Annotated in this window: 12 protein-coding genes; 2 read left to right on the top strand and 10 right to left on the bottom strand. The window is 48.0% G+C overall.

Features of this window, described 5'->3' with window-relative positions; genetic code table 11:
- Positions 1-112 precede the first annotated feature (112 nt).
- From DXA13_RS16325 to DXA13_RS16295, 7 genes are all read right to left on the bottom strand, one after another.
- Complete coding sequence (locus DXA13_RS16325) at positions 113-1021, bottom strand: YafY family protein (protein WP_118246040.1); 909 nt, start codon at positions 1019-1021, stop codon at positions 113-115.
- A 57-nt stretch (positions 1022-1078) separates the two neighbouring features.
- Positions 1079-3127: a rubrerythrin gene (rbr, locus tag DXA13_RS16320; protein WP_118246038.1), complete on the bottom strand. Its 2049-nt coding sequence runs from the start codon at positions 3125-3127 to the stop codon at positions 1079-1081.
- Between the two features lie 251 nt (positions 3128-3378).
- On the bottom strand, positions 3379-3822 hold the full coding sequence (locus DXA13_RS23250) for an FtsX-like permease family protein (protein WP_347559892.1): 444 nt from the start codon (positions 3820-3822) through the stop codon (positions 3379-3381).
- The gene (locus DXA13_RS16315) at positions 3792-4730 is read right to left on the bottom strand and encodes an ABC transporter permease (protein WP_347559891.1); all 939 of its coding nucleotides are present in this window, start codon (positions 4728-4730) and stop codon (positions 3792-3794) included. The genes DXA13_RS23250 and DXA13_RS16315 overlap by 31 nt, the downstream gene beginning before the upstream one ends.
- On the bottom strand, positions 4717-6570 hold the full coding sequence (locus DXA13_RS16310) for a CARDB domain-containing protein (RefSeq protein ID WP_243009186.1): 1854 nt from the start codon (positions 6568-6570) through the stop codon (positions 4717-4719). The genes DXA13_RS16315 and DXA13_RS16310 overlap by 14 nt, the downstream gene beginning before the upstream one ends.
- Positions 6571-6576: 6 nt before the next feature.
- Positions 6577-7302, bottom strand: coding sequence for an ABC transporter ATP-binding protein (locus DXA13_RS16305; RefSeq protein ID WP_118246036.1), 726 nt, complete (start codon positions 7300-7302; stop codon positions 6577-6579).
- Between the two features lie 444 nt (positions 7303-7746).
- Positions 7747-9093 (bottom strand): glycoside hydrolase family 3 protein, encoded by a 1347-nt coding sequence (locus tag DXA13_RS16295; RefSeq protein WP_243009185.1) that lies wholly within the window; start codon positions 9091-9093, stop codon positions 7747-7749.
- A gap of 268 nt (positions 9094-9361) precedes the next feature.
- Here DXA13_RS16295 and DXA13_RS16290 point away from each other — a divergent pair, with 268 nt between their 5' ends.
- A complete protein-coding gene (locus DXA13_RS16290) occupies positions 9362-9868 on the top strand; it encodes a flavin reductase (protein WP_118246032.1) in 507 nt (168 codons plus the stop codon).
- A 109-nt stretch (positions 9869-9977) separates the two neighbouring features.
- On the opposite strand, the gene DXA13_RS16285 is transcribed toward DXA13_RS16290, so the two are convergent.
- The 3 genes from DXA13_RS16285 to DXA13_RS16270 all read right to left on the bottom strand — a co-directional run bounded on the left by DXA13_RS16285 (position 9978) and on the right by DXA13_RS16270 (position 14827).
- On the bottom strand, positions 9978-12047 hold the full coding sequence (locus tag DXA13_RS16285; RefSeq protein ID WP_118246030.1) for an EAL domain-containing protein: 2070 nt from the start codon (positions 12045-12047) through the stop codon (positions 9978-9980).
- Between the two features lie 130 nt (positions 12048-12177).
- Positions 12178-13410 carry a hemolysin family protein gene (locus DXA13_RS16280; protein ID WP_118246029.1) on the bottom strand — a complete coding sequence of 411 codons (1233 nt, stop codon included), beginning with the start codon at positions 13408-13410 and terminating at the stop codon, positions 12178-12180.
- Positions 13411-13792: 382 nt separating this feature from the next.
- Positions 13793-14827 (bottom strand): zinc ribbon domain-containing protein, encoded by a 1035-nt coding sequence (locus DXA13_RS16270; RefSeq protein WP_118246025.1) that lies wholly within the window; start codon positions 14825-14827, stop codon positions 13793-13795.
- A 210-nt stretch (positions 14828-15037) separates the two neighbouring features.
- On the opposite strand from DXA13_RS16270, the gene DXA13_RS16265 reads away from it, so the two are divergent.
- Positions 15038-15799, top strand: a complete 762-nt coding sequence (locus tag DXA13_RS16265; RefSeq protein ID WP_118246023.1) for an EFR1 family ferrodoxin — start codon at positions 15038-15040, stop codon at positions 15797-15799.
- Positions 15800-15969: the final 170 nt, after the last annotated feature.

Below are 15969 nucleotides of genomic sequence, written 5' to 3'. Positions count from 1 at the left end.
CCGGCTGCCTCTCTTTCTTCAAGATCTACGATTTCGTATTCCATATGTTTCATTTGATTACCCCCTTTTCTTTTTAAGGCAATCATATCACATATAACATGACATCAGTTTGTCATCTTTCATACCTGTCCATCATAGATTTGATCACCTGCCTCAGTTCTTCCCTGAGGTCTTCCGGTTCCATCAGTTCGGCACGGCCGCCAAAACCCAGAATCCATCCGAAAAGGCTCTCTTTATCCGTAAATCCTCCGTTTAGAAGCAGCCTCCCGTCTTCCAGTTCCGTAAAGCTTCCGTTTCCGCATCCATCAATCAGGCACCATTTTAAATCGCTGTCCAGTATAACAGAAACCTGAATATTCGGCGGATAGATCTCCCCGCCATCAATCTGAAAGGGCGGAATCTCCCTTGGGCAGAAGCTCTCGCCTGTTCCGCTTAAGTCCACCATTCGGTTCAGCTTGAACATACGATAATCGGTCCGTTCGGTGCAATAGCCCCATACATACCAGGAGGACCATTTAAAAATCAGGAAATAAGGTTCGATTTCCCTTTTGCTCTCACCCTTTGGAGAATAGTAGAGAAAACGGATCTTTTCCTTATTTTTAATGGCTGCCTGTATTTGTTCAATTGCCGCAGAAAGCTTGTTTTTGTGCCAGGACGACAGATCGATCAGAATATGGCCGCCGGCCGCCAGCATAGACGAACTGCCTGCAGATAGCTTGTCCATCAGCTGCTGGTATCTTCGCGTCCCGGACACGCTGTCCAGACTTTTTAAGCCAGCCAGGATATCCTTCATATCGGCAGATGTCAGCAGGGTCCGGTCCATCCGGTATCCATCCATAATGGATATGCCGCCGTTTCTTCCCTGTTCTGTGACAAGAGGGATTCCAGCCTTGCAGATATCCTCTATATCTCTGTTGATCGTCCGTCTGGACACTTCGAATTTTTCTGCCAGAACAGGGGCCGTAACCTTGTCATTCTGCAGGAGAATGGAAAGAATTCCAATCAATCGGTCTATTTTCATCTCAGCACCTCATCGAGTACCCGCCGCAGGCGGAGAATCTCGCCAACGAGATTCTTTTTAATAGTTTTCTTTTCTCACTTCAAAATAGCTCTGCGCATATTTGCATACCGGGCAAACTTCCGGAGCCTTCTTTCCCATAACGAGATGGCCGCAGATTCTGCATTCCCACATGGCTTCTTCGCTCTTTTCAAAGACCTTCTGCACTTTCACATTCTTTAAAAGTGCGCGGTAACGCTCTTCATGGGCTTTTTCAATCTCTCCCACTTTACGGAACAGCTCCGCCAGATCCGAATACCCTTCTTCGTCGGCATCCTTTGCAAAACGGTCATACATATCGGTCCATTCGTAATTCTCTCCTTCAGCAGCTGCCAGAAGGTTCTGTGCCGTGCTTCCCAGGTGGCCGAGCGCATCATACCACAGCCTTGCATGTTCCTGTTCATTCCTGGCTGTCTTCAAGAAGAGCTCCGCAATCTGATCATATCCCTCTCTCTGGGCAATTGCAGAAAAATATGTATATTTATTTCTTGCCTGACTCTCTCCTGCAAACGCTTCCATCAGGTTCTTTTCTGTCTTCGTTCCCACAAAACGGCTGTTCCCGTTCTCTGACTTCTCTTCGATCCTTTCAAACACACTGGCCGGCTGACGGCACACCGGACATTTAAATCCTTCCGGAAGTTCTCCTTCATGAATGTATCCACACACGGTACAACGGTATTTTACTGTATTTGCCATTTCTTTTCCTCCTAAATCTTCGCTTCTGTCTGTATATGATGTATGCAGCATTTTTTCTGCCAGTTCGCTTAACGGTTTCTTATAAAACTCCTGGTACAGCGTCTTAATCTCCTCATTGTCATGGCTTGTACGAAGGCTCATGGACTGATCCCTGTCATAGAGGCCTGCGATTCTCTTTTTTCTGAGTTCATCGCCCTTTTCCAAGGTTCCCTTCGGCTGTCCGCCGCCTCCGATGCAGCCTCCCGGACATGTCATTACTTCGATAAAATGATATCCGCCTTCCTTGGCTTTTACCTTTTTCACCATTTCTCCCGCTGCTTTTGTACCGTAAATAACGGCTGCCTTCACTTCCAGATCACCAATTTTGACCACGGCCTCTTTCACCGCTTCCATTCCGCGGACCGGTTCCAGTTTAAAGAAGTCGGCCGGCGCTTTCTCCCCTGTCACGTATTCATACGCCGTACGAAGGGCTGCTTCCATCACGCCGCCTGTATTGCCGAATATGACGCCTGCACCGGATGCTTCTCCCATCAGCCTGTCAAAAGGAGAATCTTCAAGCACAGCAAAATCCGCTTCTTCTTCCTTCGCCCATGCAGCCAGCTCTCTCGTGGTGATCACGTAATCCATATCACGCATTCCCTCGATTCCGAGGTACTCTCCGGCCGCCTTCATCTCCTCCCTGCGGATCTCGAATTTCTTGGCCGTACATGGCGTGACCGCTACATTCACGATCTTTGTCGGATCGATCCCCATCTTCTTTGCAAAATACGTCTTGATCGTAGGGCCCTGCATTCCGATCGGACTCTTGGCTGTGGAAATATGCTCCGTAATCTCCGGATAATACGTTTCCACATACTTTACCCAGGACGGACAGCAGCTGGTAAATTGTGGAAGTGGCCTCGTCCCCTTCGTCACCCGTTCCAAAAGCTCACTCGCTTCCTCAACGATCGTCAGATCAGCCGCAAAATTTGTATCCAGCACGTAATCGGCTCCTAGCATTCTCAGCAAAGCAACCATTTTCCCTTCCACGAAACTCCCGTCTTCCATGCCGAATTCTTCTCCCAAAGCGATTCTGACGGATGGTGACGTACTGAAAATCACGATCTTATCCGGGTCGTCCACTGCCTTTTTCACGTCCGGATACTCATACTTCTCCGTAATGCTGGAAACGGGACAGACGTTAGCACACTGGCCGCAGTTGATACAGACAGCCCGTCCTCCCGTTGCCTCCAGCGTATACGTTCCGTGAACGCCAATATAGTTTGTGCAGATTTCCTTACACTGGCCGCATTTGATACATAGATCCTCATGTCTCATAATAGACGGATTATCACCGTCAATCGGTACACGGACACCCATAGGTAAATGGTTCATGAATTCCCCTCCTGTATTATATTAATAATAATTACTGTTATTGATATAATACCATATTATGTCAATATCTGTCAAGCTGAAACAGAAATCTGCAAACAGATAAAAAAACTGCCTTTCCAGCCAGCGAGCCGCAAAGAAAACTGCTGCAATAGAAAAGCATGCCGTCGACACCAGCTGCAGCGGCTTAGCCGCCTTGGAACGGAATCTGGTATCGAGGGCATGCCTGCTTTTATAACTGCAATCCTCTCTTTTTATTCATTTCTGATCGCCGCCAGGGGACTTAGTTTCATGGCTCTCATAGCCGGGAAGAATCCTGCAATCATGCCGACGCCCACTGCAAAACCAACGGCTGACATGGAAAGCCACAGCGGAATCCTGGATATGTCTCCTTCAATACCCGTCATCATCTCGCTGATTCCTGCAAAACGGTTTACGAGAAAGGAAATCAGGTAGCTGAGCACCAGGCCCGCAGCTCCTCCCATAAAACCGATGAAGCCGGATTCCAGCAGGAACATGTTGCGGATATCTCCCATATCACAGCCAAGCACCTTCATAACGCCGATCTCTCTGGTCCTCTCATAAATGGACATCATCATCGTATTGGCAATACCGATTGCCGCGACAAAAAGGGATACCGCTCCGATGCCTCCTAAGACCATCTGGATCATGTTGGACTGCTGTTTTGTCTGTTCCATCCAGTCTGTGTTGCTCGTGGCCTGAAAGCCATATCCGTGATTGCCTGCTGGACTTCTTTTACATTATCTGATTCATCTACAAACACCTTTGCATTTTCATAGATAAAATAGCTGTAAGGCTTCCCCTTTTTTGTCGTAGGCTGTCCCGGAATCGGCTTTTTCTTAAATGTCCTCTTTAAAAATGCCTTCAGCTGGTCCACATCGGTATACACATTGTAGCAGTACTCATTCCAGGAATTATCCTCGCCGCCGTCCACAATCCCTGATACAGGTATCAGATATTTTTTCGGAGGCTTTACCTGGTTATCTTCTGACGGATTCTGAGACTGATAATAGGAATCCGTATCGAATATAACGAAAACTGGTTTTCCTACCAGATCCACATCCGGAGAGTTCTCCTCCATGCCTCTGTAAAATCCCCGGTCTCTGCCGTCCGTAAAATTCTGCGGAATCCAGTTGCCCGCCACCAGTTCCATCTCGCGGCTGTTTTCATCAGGAAGCTTTCCTTCTCCAATGGGAATGTCCTCCAGGTATTCACGGCTGACGCCGGTCAGGCTGACGCTGGCCGTATATTTTCCCTGTATCATCAGGATGTACGTATTCAGCATCGGCGTCACTGATTTCACATGAGGCAGCCGTTTTATGAGCTCTATTGTATCATCCTTCATATAATTCGGCTCCTTGGAACTGTTCTCCTGAGAATAGATATCGCAGAAAACATCGATTGCCGTCATATTGCCGTATGAGGAAACAAGCTCCATCTGCAGTTCCTTCAAACCAATTCCAAGAGATACCATAACAACGATGGACGCCGTACCGATGATAACTCCCAGAACGGTAAGAGCTGTTCTCAGCTTCCGCCGCCTCAGACTGTTTATGCTCATAGCCAGAAGGTCAAGAATTCTCATCCTCTGTCTCCCCTTCCTCTTCTTCCAGCAGCCTCTTTTTCTTTTTCTTTCTCATATGGATGACCAGCGCCGCCACTCCGGCAACGGCTACCGCTGCCGTTGCAAGAATAACCATCTTATTCTTCTGGAAAAATGTCGGTTCTCCCTCCATTCCATCCATATCACCCATGTCAAAATCCCCCATATCCATCGGTTCTTCCTCCATCACGGTCAAGAGCAGCGTCTTCTCCACAACGGTGGGCACACCGTTTACATCTTCATATGTGATTTCAATATGGACCGTTCCGTCGTCTGAAGTCGGAGCAACAGCGGTCAGCATGGCATCGACATTTCCTGTCTCACCGGACTTGATATTACCCACATAGCTTTCTGCCGGGTTAATGGAATCTGCTTCAAAGCGGACCATCACATTATAAAGCGTCACCTTGCCTGTATTGTTGATTGGAAACATTACATTACTTTCGCTTCCCACCGTAATGCTGTCCGGCATGATTTCAAAAGTGCCTACGTTCATCCTCGGCTCCTGTTTTACAGGAATATCCACAGAAACCTTCTCTTCCGCATTTTTAAATTCCGGACTGTCGTATGTTTCGTTAATCGCCAGGGAATAGGATCTCTGATCCACGCCTGCTCCCGGAATCATCTTCATCCTCAGCTCTTTGATCTCTCCCGGATTCATCCGGCTCACCGTCATGGATGATGAACCGGATTCCATGGTAAATACTGCGCTCTCCGATACCTTCTCTGATTCCATGGTAAAGAGAATATTAGTCGCCGGAATTTCTGAAGACGCATTCTTCATTCTCAAAATCAGCTCAAATTCCTGGCCCGCATATACTTCAGACGGAATTGTCTCGTAGCTGTCCACGACGAGCCTGGCCATCTTTCTGTCGTTCTTGTCGAATTCCCCCAGGTCATCCTCCTTTTCCTTATTATGAACTCTTACAAAAAAGCTCCTTTCCAGTTTTTCCAGATCTCCCATTCCGTTGGAACTGTCCCGATAGTAAATCGTCGTCTTTATGGGATAGTATCCCGTATAGACGTCGTCCCGGATCGCCATGCTGTAAGTCAGCTGAACCGTTTCCCCTGCTGCCAGCTTGTCAAAACGCCTGTCGTAATTGGCATCATTGATCTCAAATGGATACTTTTCCTTATCTTCACTTAGCTCCAGAATCGCGGTCACGTCGTAGAGATCCGTCTTGCAGGCATTTCTCATATTGATGGAAAAGTTCATAACGTTTGGATAGGTGCCGTCCGGAGTACTCTGGTTTTCGCCCAGTACAATATCGATCGTTCCGTTTTCATCCTCATCGTCGTCCGACGTGTCGGAGCTCTTTTTAATCCAGATGTTAACCTGCTCTTCCCGGAACCCGCTCACTTCCCCTTCCACGCGGATGGTAACTGCATAATAACCATCGGACAAATCGCGGCGCACTCTGGCTGAAAGGGAAACGGTTTTAGACCTGTTTTCTTTCAGCTTTCCTACCTTCTTCTTTGTATTGAACATGTTCTGATCCATTTCGAACGGAAATTCTTTGGACCTGTCGTCATTCATGATCTCGTCCGGATCGTCATGAAAGTAATTGTTCGGTGAAAAGGATACATAGATATTCTCATCCTCATCGAACTCGCCCCCATCATTTGTAATCGTCAGAGGAATATTGATCGTCTTCCCCGTTTTTCCGGAAGGTGCCTTATCCGTATGTACAAACCGGTTATCCGACATATCGACATATTCCGCCTGCGACGGAAAAGCCGTTCCCGCCAGAAGACCTGACACCGTCAGGCAGGCCGCCAGACAGAAGGCCAATATTTTCTTTCCACTCTTCATTCTGTCCATCTCTCCTTATTCCTCCTCGTGCTGCTGCTCTTCGATTCCTGTAATCTTCCCGTCTACAATATGAATCTGCTTATCCGCAAAGGAAGCCAGATGATTGTCATGGGTGACCATGATCAACGTCTGCTGCTGCTCCCTCACAATCCGCCTCATCAGCTTCAACACTTCCATCGTCGTTTTGGAATCCAGATTGCCAGTCGGCTCGTCGGCAAAAATAATCTGCGGATTTACCACGAGTGCCCGCGCGATCCCCACTCGCTGCTGCTGCCCTCCCGACATCTCATTTGCCATATGGTTCATCTGTTTTTCCAGTCCTACAAGCTTCAGAAATTTCTTCGCCTTTCCTTCTCTCTCCTTTTTCGGCACGCCGCGGAAGGAGAGGGGCAGTGCCACGTTTTCCACCGCATTCATGGTCTGAAGGAGATTATAGGACTGAAAAATAAAGCCCACATGCTCCCTTCGAAATGTAACCAGCTGCCGCTCCGTCATCTTTTCAATATGCGTCCCTGCGATAATGATCTCTCCCTTGCTGGGCTTTTCCAGACCGGCCAGCATGTTGAGAAGCGTGGACTTACCAGAGCCTGAAGGCCCGACAATCGCACAGAATTCCCCCTTATTCAGCGTAAAATCCACTCCATTTAAAGCGTAGACCTTCGTCGTACCGACTCTGTATATTTTGTAAAGGTTATTCACCTGTATCATCTTCTTTATTTCTGCCAACTCATATTCCTCCATAGCAAAGAGTCCGGCGGACCTGACTCGCACGCCGGAATGCGGCCCATACAGCGGACATACTTCCTCAGCGCGAAGTGTGCCTCTACAGCTGAAGGCTTTTCACGTCTCTTCTGATGGCTTTATCATAACACAGTTCCCTTTTTCTTTGTTTTATAAAATACTTAAACTTCCTTACATCTTCCTTACAGAGAATAACTGGAAGTTGATGTTCGCTAAAACGAACCTTCGCGCCGAGCACGGTATCCGATAAAGCGGGGCACGCAGTCCACAGCGGAGCTCTTTTTACTTTCCAGGAGTCAAACATTTTAACACTTTATAAGAACAAGGTCTATCCTGGAAAGTAAATAAGCAGCCGTTTTCAGGCTGCCAGAACCGCTTTTCTGCTCGAGGCTGTTTTCTGCGTATTTTTCCCTCTATTCTAACAGGGCAGGCCCGTTCCCTTTTTCATCCCGTCATGCCCCTCTTTACGTCCAGTATTCTCTGTACCGACCGGTTCAGCCGCTCTTCCTTAATTGTCCCATCCTTTACAGCCTGAATTACAGCCCCATACGCTTCTTCAAAGTCATCGGGCATAAGCAGAATATCCGCTCCGGCCTGCACTGCTTTGACAGCCGCTTCTCCGGACGAACAGGAATTTTTGATCGCACCCATGTTCAGCGCATCCGTAATGACAAGCCCCTTAAATTCCAGCTCGTCCCTCAGAACCCCTGTAATCATTTTTTCTGAAAGCGAGGACGGTGTTTCATCCCCTGTGACGGATGGAGCCGCAATATGGGCTGCCATTATACATTCCGCATTCTGAGATGCTGCGTCCTGAAAAGGAACCAGTTCCGCCGATTTCAGTTCGTCAAGAGTTTTGTCCGTATATGCAAATCCATCATGAGTATCTCCCTGTGTGGCCCCGTGGCCCGGAAAATGTTTATAGACGGGAATCACTCCCTGTTCTCTCAGTCCCTGAGCCACCTTTTTAGCCATGGCTGTAACGACAGCAGGATCCGCCCCGAAGGAACGGCTTCCGATCACCTGGTTGTTCGGATTTGTCAAAACATCCGCATTCGGTGCGAAGTCCATGTTAAATCCGTAATCCGACAGGTAGCCCCCTATCGTCCTTCCAACCTCCAGAGCGGCATTTTCATCGCCTGATTCCCCGATCCTGGCCATGCTGTCAAATACCCTGACCGAAAATCCTTCATGATTGGCAATCCTGGCCACCTTTCCGCCCTCTTCATCGATTGCGAGAAAAAGCGGCAGTCCTGTGATTTCCCTTGAATACTCCTGTATTTTTCCCGTCATCTCCTTCAGCTGTTCAGGACTTTCCAGGTTGCTGGAAAAGTAGATCAGGCCGCCCACCGGATATTTTTCCAGGGCCGTTCTCGAAGCTTCTCCTGCCTGGGTAACCTGTGTATACCCTGTGAGCGCTTCCGGAGTAATCATAAAAATCTGGGCCGCTTTTTCTTCCAGGCTCATCGAATCCAGATCTGCATTTTTTCCATCGTTCGCACTGCCTGCGGCTGCTTCTCCCGAAAGCCCGGATTCCGCCGCTTTCTCCTGTTCCCCTTCATCCTGCTGTTTCGCGTCGCCCGGAAACGTCTCCTTTACAACTTCCGAGGGCAGAGGATAGCTTTCTGCACTGTCCGCCCTGTTTTCCCCCAAAGCCCATACTGCCGCTCCCGTCAGAAGGATCAGCGCCGCAGCTGCAGCGACAGCCGCCCATCCCTTTTTCTGCCTCTTCTTCCTCTTTCTCCGTGAACGCCCTCTTGCTTCCTGCATAATCTCTTTTTCCTGTTTCAATTTTCCCTCCAAACCAATGATGTTATAATCAACGCTAACTTAAATTATATAGGAAATCGACGCCCACTGCAAACAAAAAATAGTGACGCGCAGGAAAAGCGCGGCACTATTTGCTGCGGCTTGACCACAAGGTCAAGCCGATTCCCGTACATTTTATGGAGCGAGCGTAATAAATATTAGTGACGCGCAGGAAAAGCGCTCTTGATTTCTTTCTTCGTTTATGGTAATAGTTGTATCATCATATTTCACCATGAAAGGAAGGTATACTATGAGCTTTAAAGAAGTCCAAGCAGAAGAACTACAGTTTAATCCATTCACCAGGATCGGTTCCGACTGGATGTTAATCACCGCCGGAGATAAGGAAAATTTCAATACGATGACTGCCAGCTGGGGCGGTGCCGGCGTGCTCTGGGGCAAGAATACCGCCACATGCTACATACGCCCTCAGCGGTATACAAAGGAATTTATAGATTCCAACGACACCTTTACTCTCTCATTTTTCGGCCCTGATTACAGGAATGCTCTTAATATCTGCGGCACATGTTCCGGAAGAGACTGCAGCAAAGTGGAAAAAGCCGGGCTTACTCCCTGTTATCTGGAAGGCACAGTCGCTTTCGAGGAAGCCAATCTGATATTCGTATGCAGAAAGCTCTATAAGGATGACATGCCTCCGGAGAATTTCATCGCCATGGAAAATGACGCAAAATGGTACCCGAACAAAGATTATCACGTCATGTATATTGCAGAAATCCTGAAGGTATTCGCTGCCGATTAATTCCGCCGCTTTCTCTCTCGGGCATAAAAAGAACCTTTTCCGTCTCATTTCATGCGGATAAAGGTTCTTTTTTATTGATATACAGGAAACCGCTTTTCCAGCTTCCTGATCAGGCTTTTGCGATGTCCTTTTTTGTTCCGGTCATTTCCAGAAAATCTTTTGCCGGCATAGGACGCGCAAAATAATATCCCTGGCCGTACTCACAGGATATGTTCTTCAGGAATCCTGCCTGTTCTCCTGTCTCGATTCCCTCAGCAACCGTCTCCAGGCCGATGTCCTTCGCCATATGAATGATGGATTCCAGAATCCGTTTTTCCCTTCCGTAGCAGTCTCCGCCTCTTAAAAAAGTCATATCCAGTTTCATAATATCAACCGGCGCTTCTTTGAGCATATTCAGCGACGAATAACCGCTTCCAAAGTCATCCATCAGAATCTTGAATCCATATTTTCTCAGGACTTCAATTTCTTCAAGAAGCTGCTGCGGGTTGTCCGTATAGGCGCTTTCCGTTATTTCCAGCCTTAAAAGACCGGGATCCACCTGGTATTTCTCCACCAGCGCGATTAAATTGGACACAAAGTCAGGGTCGTAGAACTCCAGTCTGGAAATATTGACAGAAATGGGGATCCGGTCCAGTATTTTGACAACCGCTTCTCTTATGTACGCATCCAGCTTTACAATAAATCCGTTCTTTTCAAAAAACGGAATAAAATCACCGGGCGATATCATTCCCTTGTGCGGATGAATCCAGCGGACCAGAGCCTCCCCGCTTACAATCTGTCCCGTCTCAATACTGAATATCGGCTGAATATACACATTAAACTGTCCCGTCTTCAGCGCCCAATCCATTTCGTTCGTCAGCTCCTGTTCCAGAAGGACCTTTTCGTGAAGTTTTTCATCAAAAACAGCATAATTCTGATTGTATTTTCCCTTCACGCTCTCCAGAGACAGATTTGCCCTGTCACACATCAGATCTACGGACATGGACGCGTCGGTAATCGGATAAATCCCGAAATAAAGGCTGATCTGATGACGGATACTTAACTTTTCCATCTTTTTCTGCAGAAAACTGCGGACATATGCCAGATATTCCTGGTCATTCTTAAGGCAGATCACAAAGTGGTCCGCCTCCAGGCGTCCGTAAACTGCCTGGTCTTCCAGACACTCTTTCAGGCTTTCCGCAAGGAGGCACAGAATCCTGTCCCCCATCTTTGTTCCGTACAGTTCATTGATGATTTTAAACCGTTCGATATCCACCTGCATCAGCACATAGGAGCCTCCCTGATGTTCGTTCAGGAACTGGGCCGTGCGGCTGCAGAATCCATACCGGTTATAAATATCCGTAAGCGAATCGTGTTCCAGCGTATGGCGCAGTTCAATATTCTTCTGTTCCACCAGAAGCTCATTCTCCCTACTTTCCGTAACATCGATATCCACAGCGCGGTAAATCGGCGCTTCCTCTTCCATCTTGTACAGAACTGCCGTCAGCTTTACCCACCTGATATCACCGTTTTGGCAGACAATCCGATGCATCATGTTCACTCTGTGCCCCAGTTCCGCCTTTCCCTGAAGAGCCTCCATGACCATCTCATAATCGTCATGGTACACGATCCGGGACAGGTCTTCGGCATACAGACGTGTGAACTCATCTCTCGTACAGCCGATGAGTTCACATAATCCGTCGTTGAAATAATGGACCATTACCTTATCCGTGACTTTCCATACGCTGATTCCTCCGGGAACGGAATCAGCCAGCGACTGGAAGTCTTCCTTAGACTCGATCAGGGCGTCGCGCAGCTTCTGCTGCTCCAGTACATGCTTTACAATAATATTTTCCACCCTTTTGTATACGACTACAGGGTTGTATGGCTTCATAATAAAATCGTCCGCTCCGAGAGAAAGGGCCCTTGCTTCATTCTCTCCGGCTTCCGAAGTGGACATCACAACAGGGATATCAGATAGAGCCTCATCTTCCTTAATCCGCTCCAGCGTTTCAAATCCGTCCATGACGGGCATGATTACATCCAGAACGACGATGTCAATTGCATTCTCCTTCAGGAGCTTAAGCGCTTCTTTTCCATTCCGCGCCTTCAGAATCTTAAAATTCTCCTCAAAGATGCCTTCCAGTATGGCAAGATTCAGTTCTGTATCATCGACCAGAAGCATTGTCTGCTGTGTCATATCTCTTTCTCCCCGTTTCCCATACCGCAGTTCTGCTGTATGAGTAGTTATTCTATCACAATATCATGTGAAATGATTCTAATTGTTTCGTTGTATGTTACTGTCTACGACATTAAGTATATCGTATTCGTCACAATAAAACAATCTTAACTTTTTCAACACGCCTCTCTTTCATTTTTAATACCTCTGCTTCCAGGTCCTGATATCGGAAACTGTCTCCCTCCTTCGGAATTCTTCCTGCCAGCTCCATTATCCATCCGCTGACCGTCGTTGAATCAAATTCTTCTTCCTTGTTCAGTATTCCAAATAGTTTTTCAATGTTCGTACTGCCAAGAACGATAAATTCTTTCTCTGACACCTGTTCGATCTCATGAATCACCTCATCGTGTTCATCCCATATTTCGCCCACCAGCTCTTCCAGTATATCCTCCAGAGTGACAATTCCGGCCATGCCGCCGAATTCGTCGATAATGACGGCAATATGCATCTTATTCAGCTGCAGCTCTTTTAAAAGCGGCCCAATTTTTTTATTTTTCGTTACAAATAATGCCGGCCTGATAATTGATTCGATTTCCTCGTTTCTGTGGTAGATTTTATTATAAAAATCCTTCTGATAGATAATGCCTGCAATATCGTCCAGGCTTTCTCTGTAGACCGGAAGCCTGGAGTATCCGGTATCTGAAAAAACGGCTGCTATCTCTGTTTTTGGCATATCGATGGGAACCCCAGTCACATCGATACGCGGGGTGGCAATGTCCATCGCTTCCATCTCCGTAAACTCGATGGCATTCTTAATCAGCGCGCCTTCCTGTTCATCGATTTCTCCGTCCTGTTTGGCTTCTTCGATGATGGTAAGCAGTTCTTCCTCTGTAATCCCTGATTTTTCGGATGTTTTAATGACCGTAGACAGAAGTTTTTTCCACTGCCGGAAAAGAAAGTTGGCCGGGGTGAGAAGAAAAATCAGCACATTGAGAATCGGAGCCGAAAACATGGCAAACCGTTCCGGCATCTCTTTCGCTATACTCTTCGGTGATACCTCTCCGAAAATCAGGACGACGATAGTGGTGACAACGGTGGAAACGCTGGCCCCGGCCTCGTCTCCCAGAAGCCTTACAAAGATCAGGGTAGCCAGGGATGCGCTGGCAATGTTTACAATATTATTTCCTATGAGGATAGTGGACAGCAGCCCGTCGTAATTCTCAGACAGGGAGAGGACGAGGGCCGCCCTCCTGTCTCCTTTTTCCGCCATATTCTTGATCCTGATCCGGTTCAAAGAAGAAAATGCCGTCTCTGTTGCAGAGAAATAGGCGGACATGATGATACATACTACAATAATAATCAGTGAAATACTTTCGCTCTCCATATAGTTCCTTTCTAAAATGAAATATAATATATTCTAAGCCGCTGAATGTTCCTCCCGGAACGTTTTTCATTTCATCTGGCGCGCGTTCCAAAGAAATGAAAAAGACATAACCCGCCTTCTGTAAAAGAACGCAGGTCATGCCTATGTATTGCGGAGCTTATTCAAATCAGATAAACGAATCTGTTTTGTCTGTAATGGTGTTGTCTGTGATGTTTGGTCAGCGTCACTTTCGGCGTCGTCCACGTGTTATCTTTCCCTTTCCCGGCTGTCTGATGTGGCTGCTGCAGGCAGCCGCTGCCTTATGGTACATAATATATGCGAAGGCTGCCGTTCTGTCAACTATGCTGCTGAAAGCTTAACGTATTTTTAAGACGTCCTCCGTCTAAACACTTAAGATCTTCCGTATCAGGGAGAGTACAGCGCCGGACAGGCTGCAGGTGAGGAGCAGATTTCTGCAGGAATTTACCGCTTCCAGGGCCGCTCTTCCCCCTGCCTCGATCCCGTTCAGCCCCTCCAGTCCTTCCGGAATGAAATGCAGCGCAGGTCCTGCCAGGAATACTGCCGCTCCCCAGATCAGGAATGGAATCAATCCCCGGCCCGTGTCATATCGCTTCAATCGGACGTCTCCTCCGGCAGCCTTCCTCGTGAGCGTCCACAAAAACCAGACAGCCCCCATAAAAAGCGAGACGCCGGCTATGGCCAGATAGAGGGCCAGCGCATAATTATGTTCTTCTGCAATTGTGGTAATGCTTCCAAGCCCTTTCCTGTTACTCCAGTATGCATCTGCCAGAGCGCATACCATAAAAGCCATCAACAGTCCGGAAATCAGCTGCATCGTACGGGAACTTACGACCGCCAGCCGCGCGGCTCCTCGATATACCGCATCGGCGGCCGTACGGCGCCCTGCGGCGTATTCAGCTCCATTCTCTCTGTCCATGCTCCGGCGGCGGCCGACTGCCCTGCGGCTTGTTGCTTCAGCTTCTCCCTTTTCCCTTCTCCTATCTTTTTTCCTCTCCGCAGGCTTTTTCTCCCTTTTATCCGCTTTCTTTTTCACGGTCTTTTTCTTAACCGTCTTTTTCGCCCTGGACCTTTTTACGGGACGTTCTTTTGCGTCGTCCCTTCTTTGACGCAGGCGGGAATAGGGCTCATCCATCCGCTCACTGATCTCATATTCCATCCGGCCGTTTTCTTCCGGCACGGCGGCATCGCAAATGATTTCTTCCTCCGGCTGATCCTCTCTCTCATCCGTGACTTGCCGTATCTTCTCTGTCGTAACACTTCTGTTCTGCTGTAAACGGAATCCACAGTTGCTACAGAAATTGCCTGACGTCTCATAACCACACTTCGGACAGATCATGACTTCATCCCTTTCTCTTTTCCATATTGGTTCCTCTTTCAGAATATCGGTGCCGTCCACCGATTATTTTGTCCCATCATAGCATATCCTGTCAAAAAAGTCACGCCCGGCGGTTCTGCCAGATTCAGGAACTGTCTGGGCGCCGCCTGTGCAGTTGTTATTTTTCCTGTTTATTTCCGAATCCATTTCTGCTGCCGTTGACATTATAGCAAAAGAAACATATACTTGCCTTATGCACATTGATACACATATGGAAAAAGGGGGATTATTATGATTCATAAAATAACAGCCATCTATTTCAGCCCGACCGGCACCAGCAGAAGAGAAGCCGTTACACTGGCTGCCGCTTTAGGAGAAGAGATCGCAGAAATCGATCTATCGTGCCCATGCAGACAGGAAATTTCATTTACAGAAGGGGACCTTGTCGTCGTTTCAGGCCCCGTCTATGGAGGGCGCCTGCCTTCTTATATGACCGATAAATTAAAAGATATCCACGGGAACGGCGCCGCTGCAGTCACTTTAGCCGTATATGGCAACAGAGCGTATGAAGATGCACTTCTGGAACTGAATGACTGCATGGCCGAACAGGGATTCTCTGTAATCGCTTCTGCCGCCCTGATCGCACAGCATTCCATTATCAACGAGGTGGCTGCAGGCAGACCAGATGCAGCTGATGAAAAGGAAGTCACCGATTTTGCCGCAAAGGTGCTGAATAAATATGCTTCTTCTTCATCTTCCAGGCTGAAGGTCCCTGGGGACAGGCCCTATAAGACATGGACTCCTATGCCTGTAACGCCGGTCGTTTCCGATCATTGTCTGAAATGCGGCCTTTGCGCGCAGAAATGCCCTACAGGCGCAATCGATATGGATCATCCGCAGCAAACGGATGCTTTAAAATGTATTCTCTGCATGCGCTGTATATCGGTCTGTCCTGAACATGCCCGGGCGATTCCCTCGTCGGTCAGAGAGAACCTGGCCCAAAAGCTGGGACCGCTGAAGGAGATCCGCAGGCCGAATGAATTTTACATATAAACGCCAAAACTCATCCTTCCACGATGCAGAAGAGGGGCAGAGAGGGGGTTGCAAAAGGGAATAAAGCATTGCCACTGATACCAGATGTAGTGACTTGACCACTGCCTGGAACGGAATCTGGTATCAGTGGCACAGCTAATTCAACGTTTTGCAGCATCCTCTCTCTGCCC

The sequence above is a fragment of the Clostridium sp. AM58-1XD genome (assembly GCF_003464085.1).
Lineage (GTDB): Bacteria > Bacillota > Clostridia > Lachnospirales > Lachnospiraceae > Lachnoclostridium_A.
The sequence above is the reverse complement of the archived record's forward strand: the minus strand, read 5'-3'. Positions and strand labels throughout refer to the sequence as shown.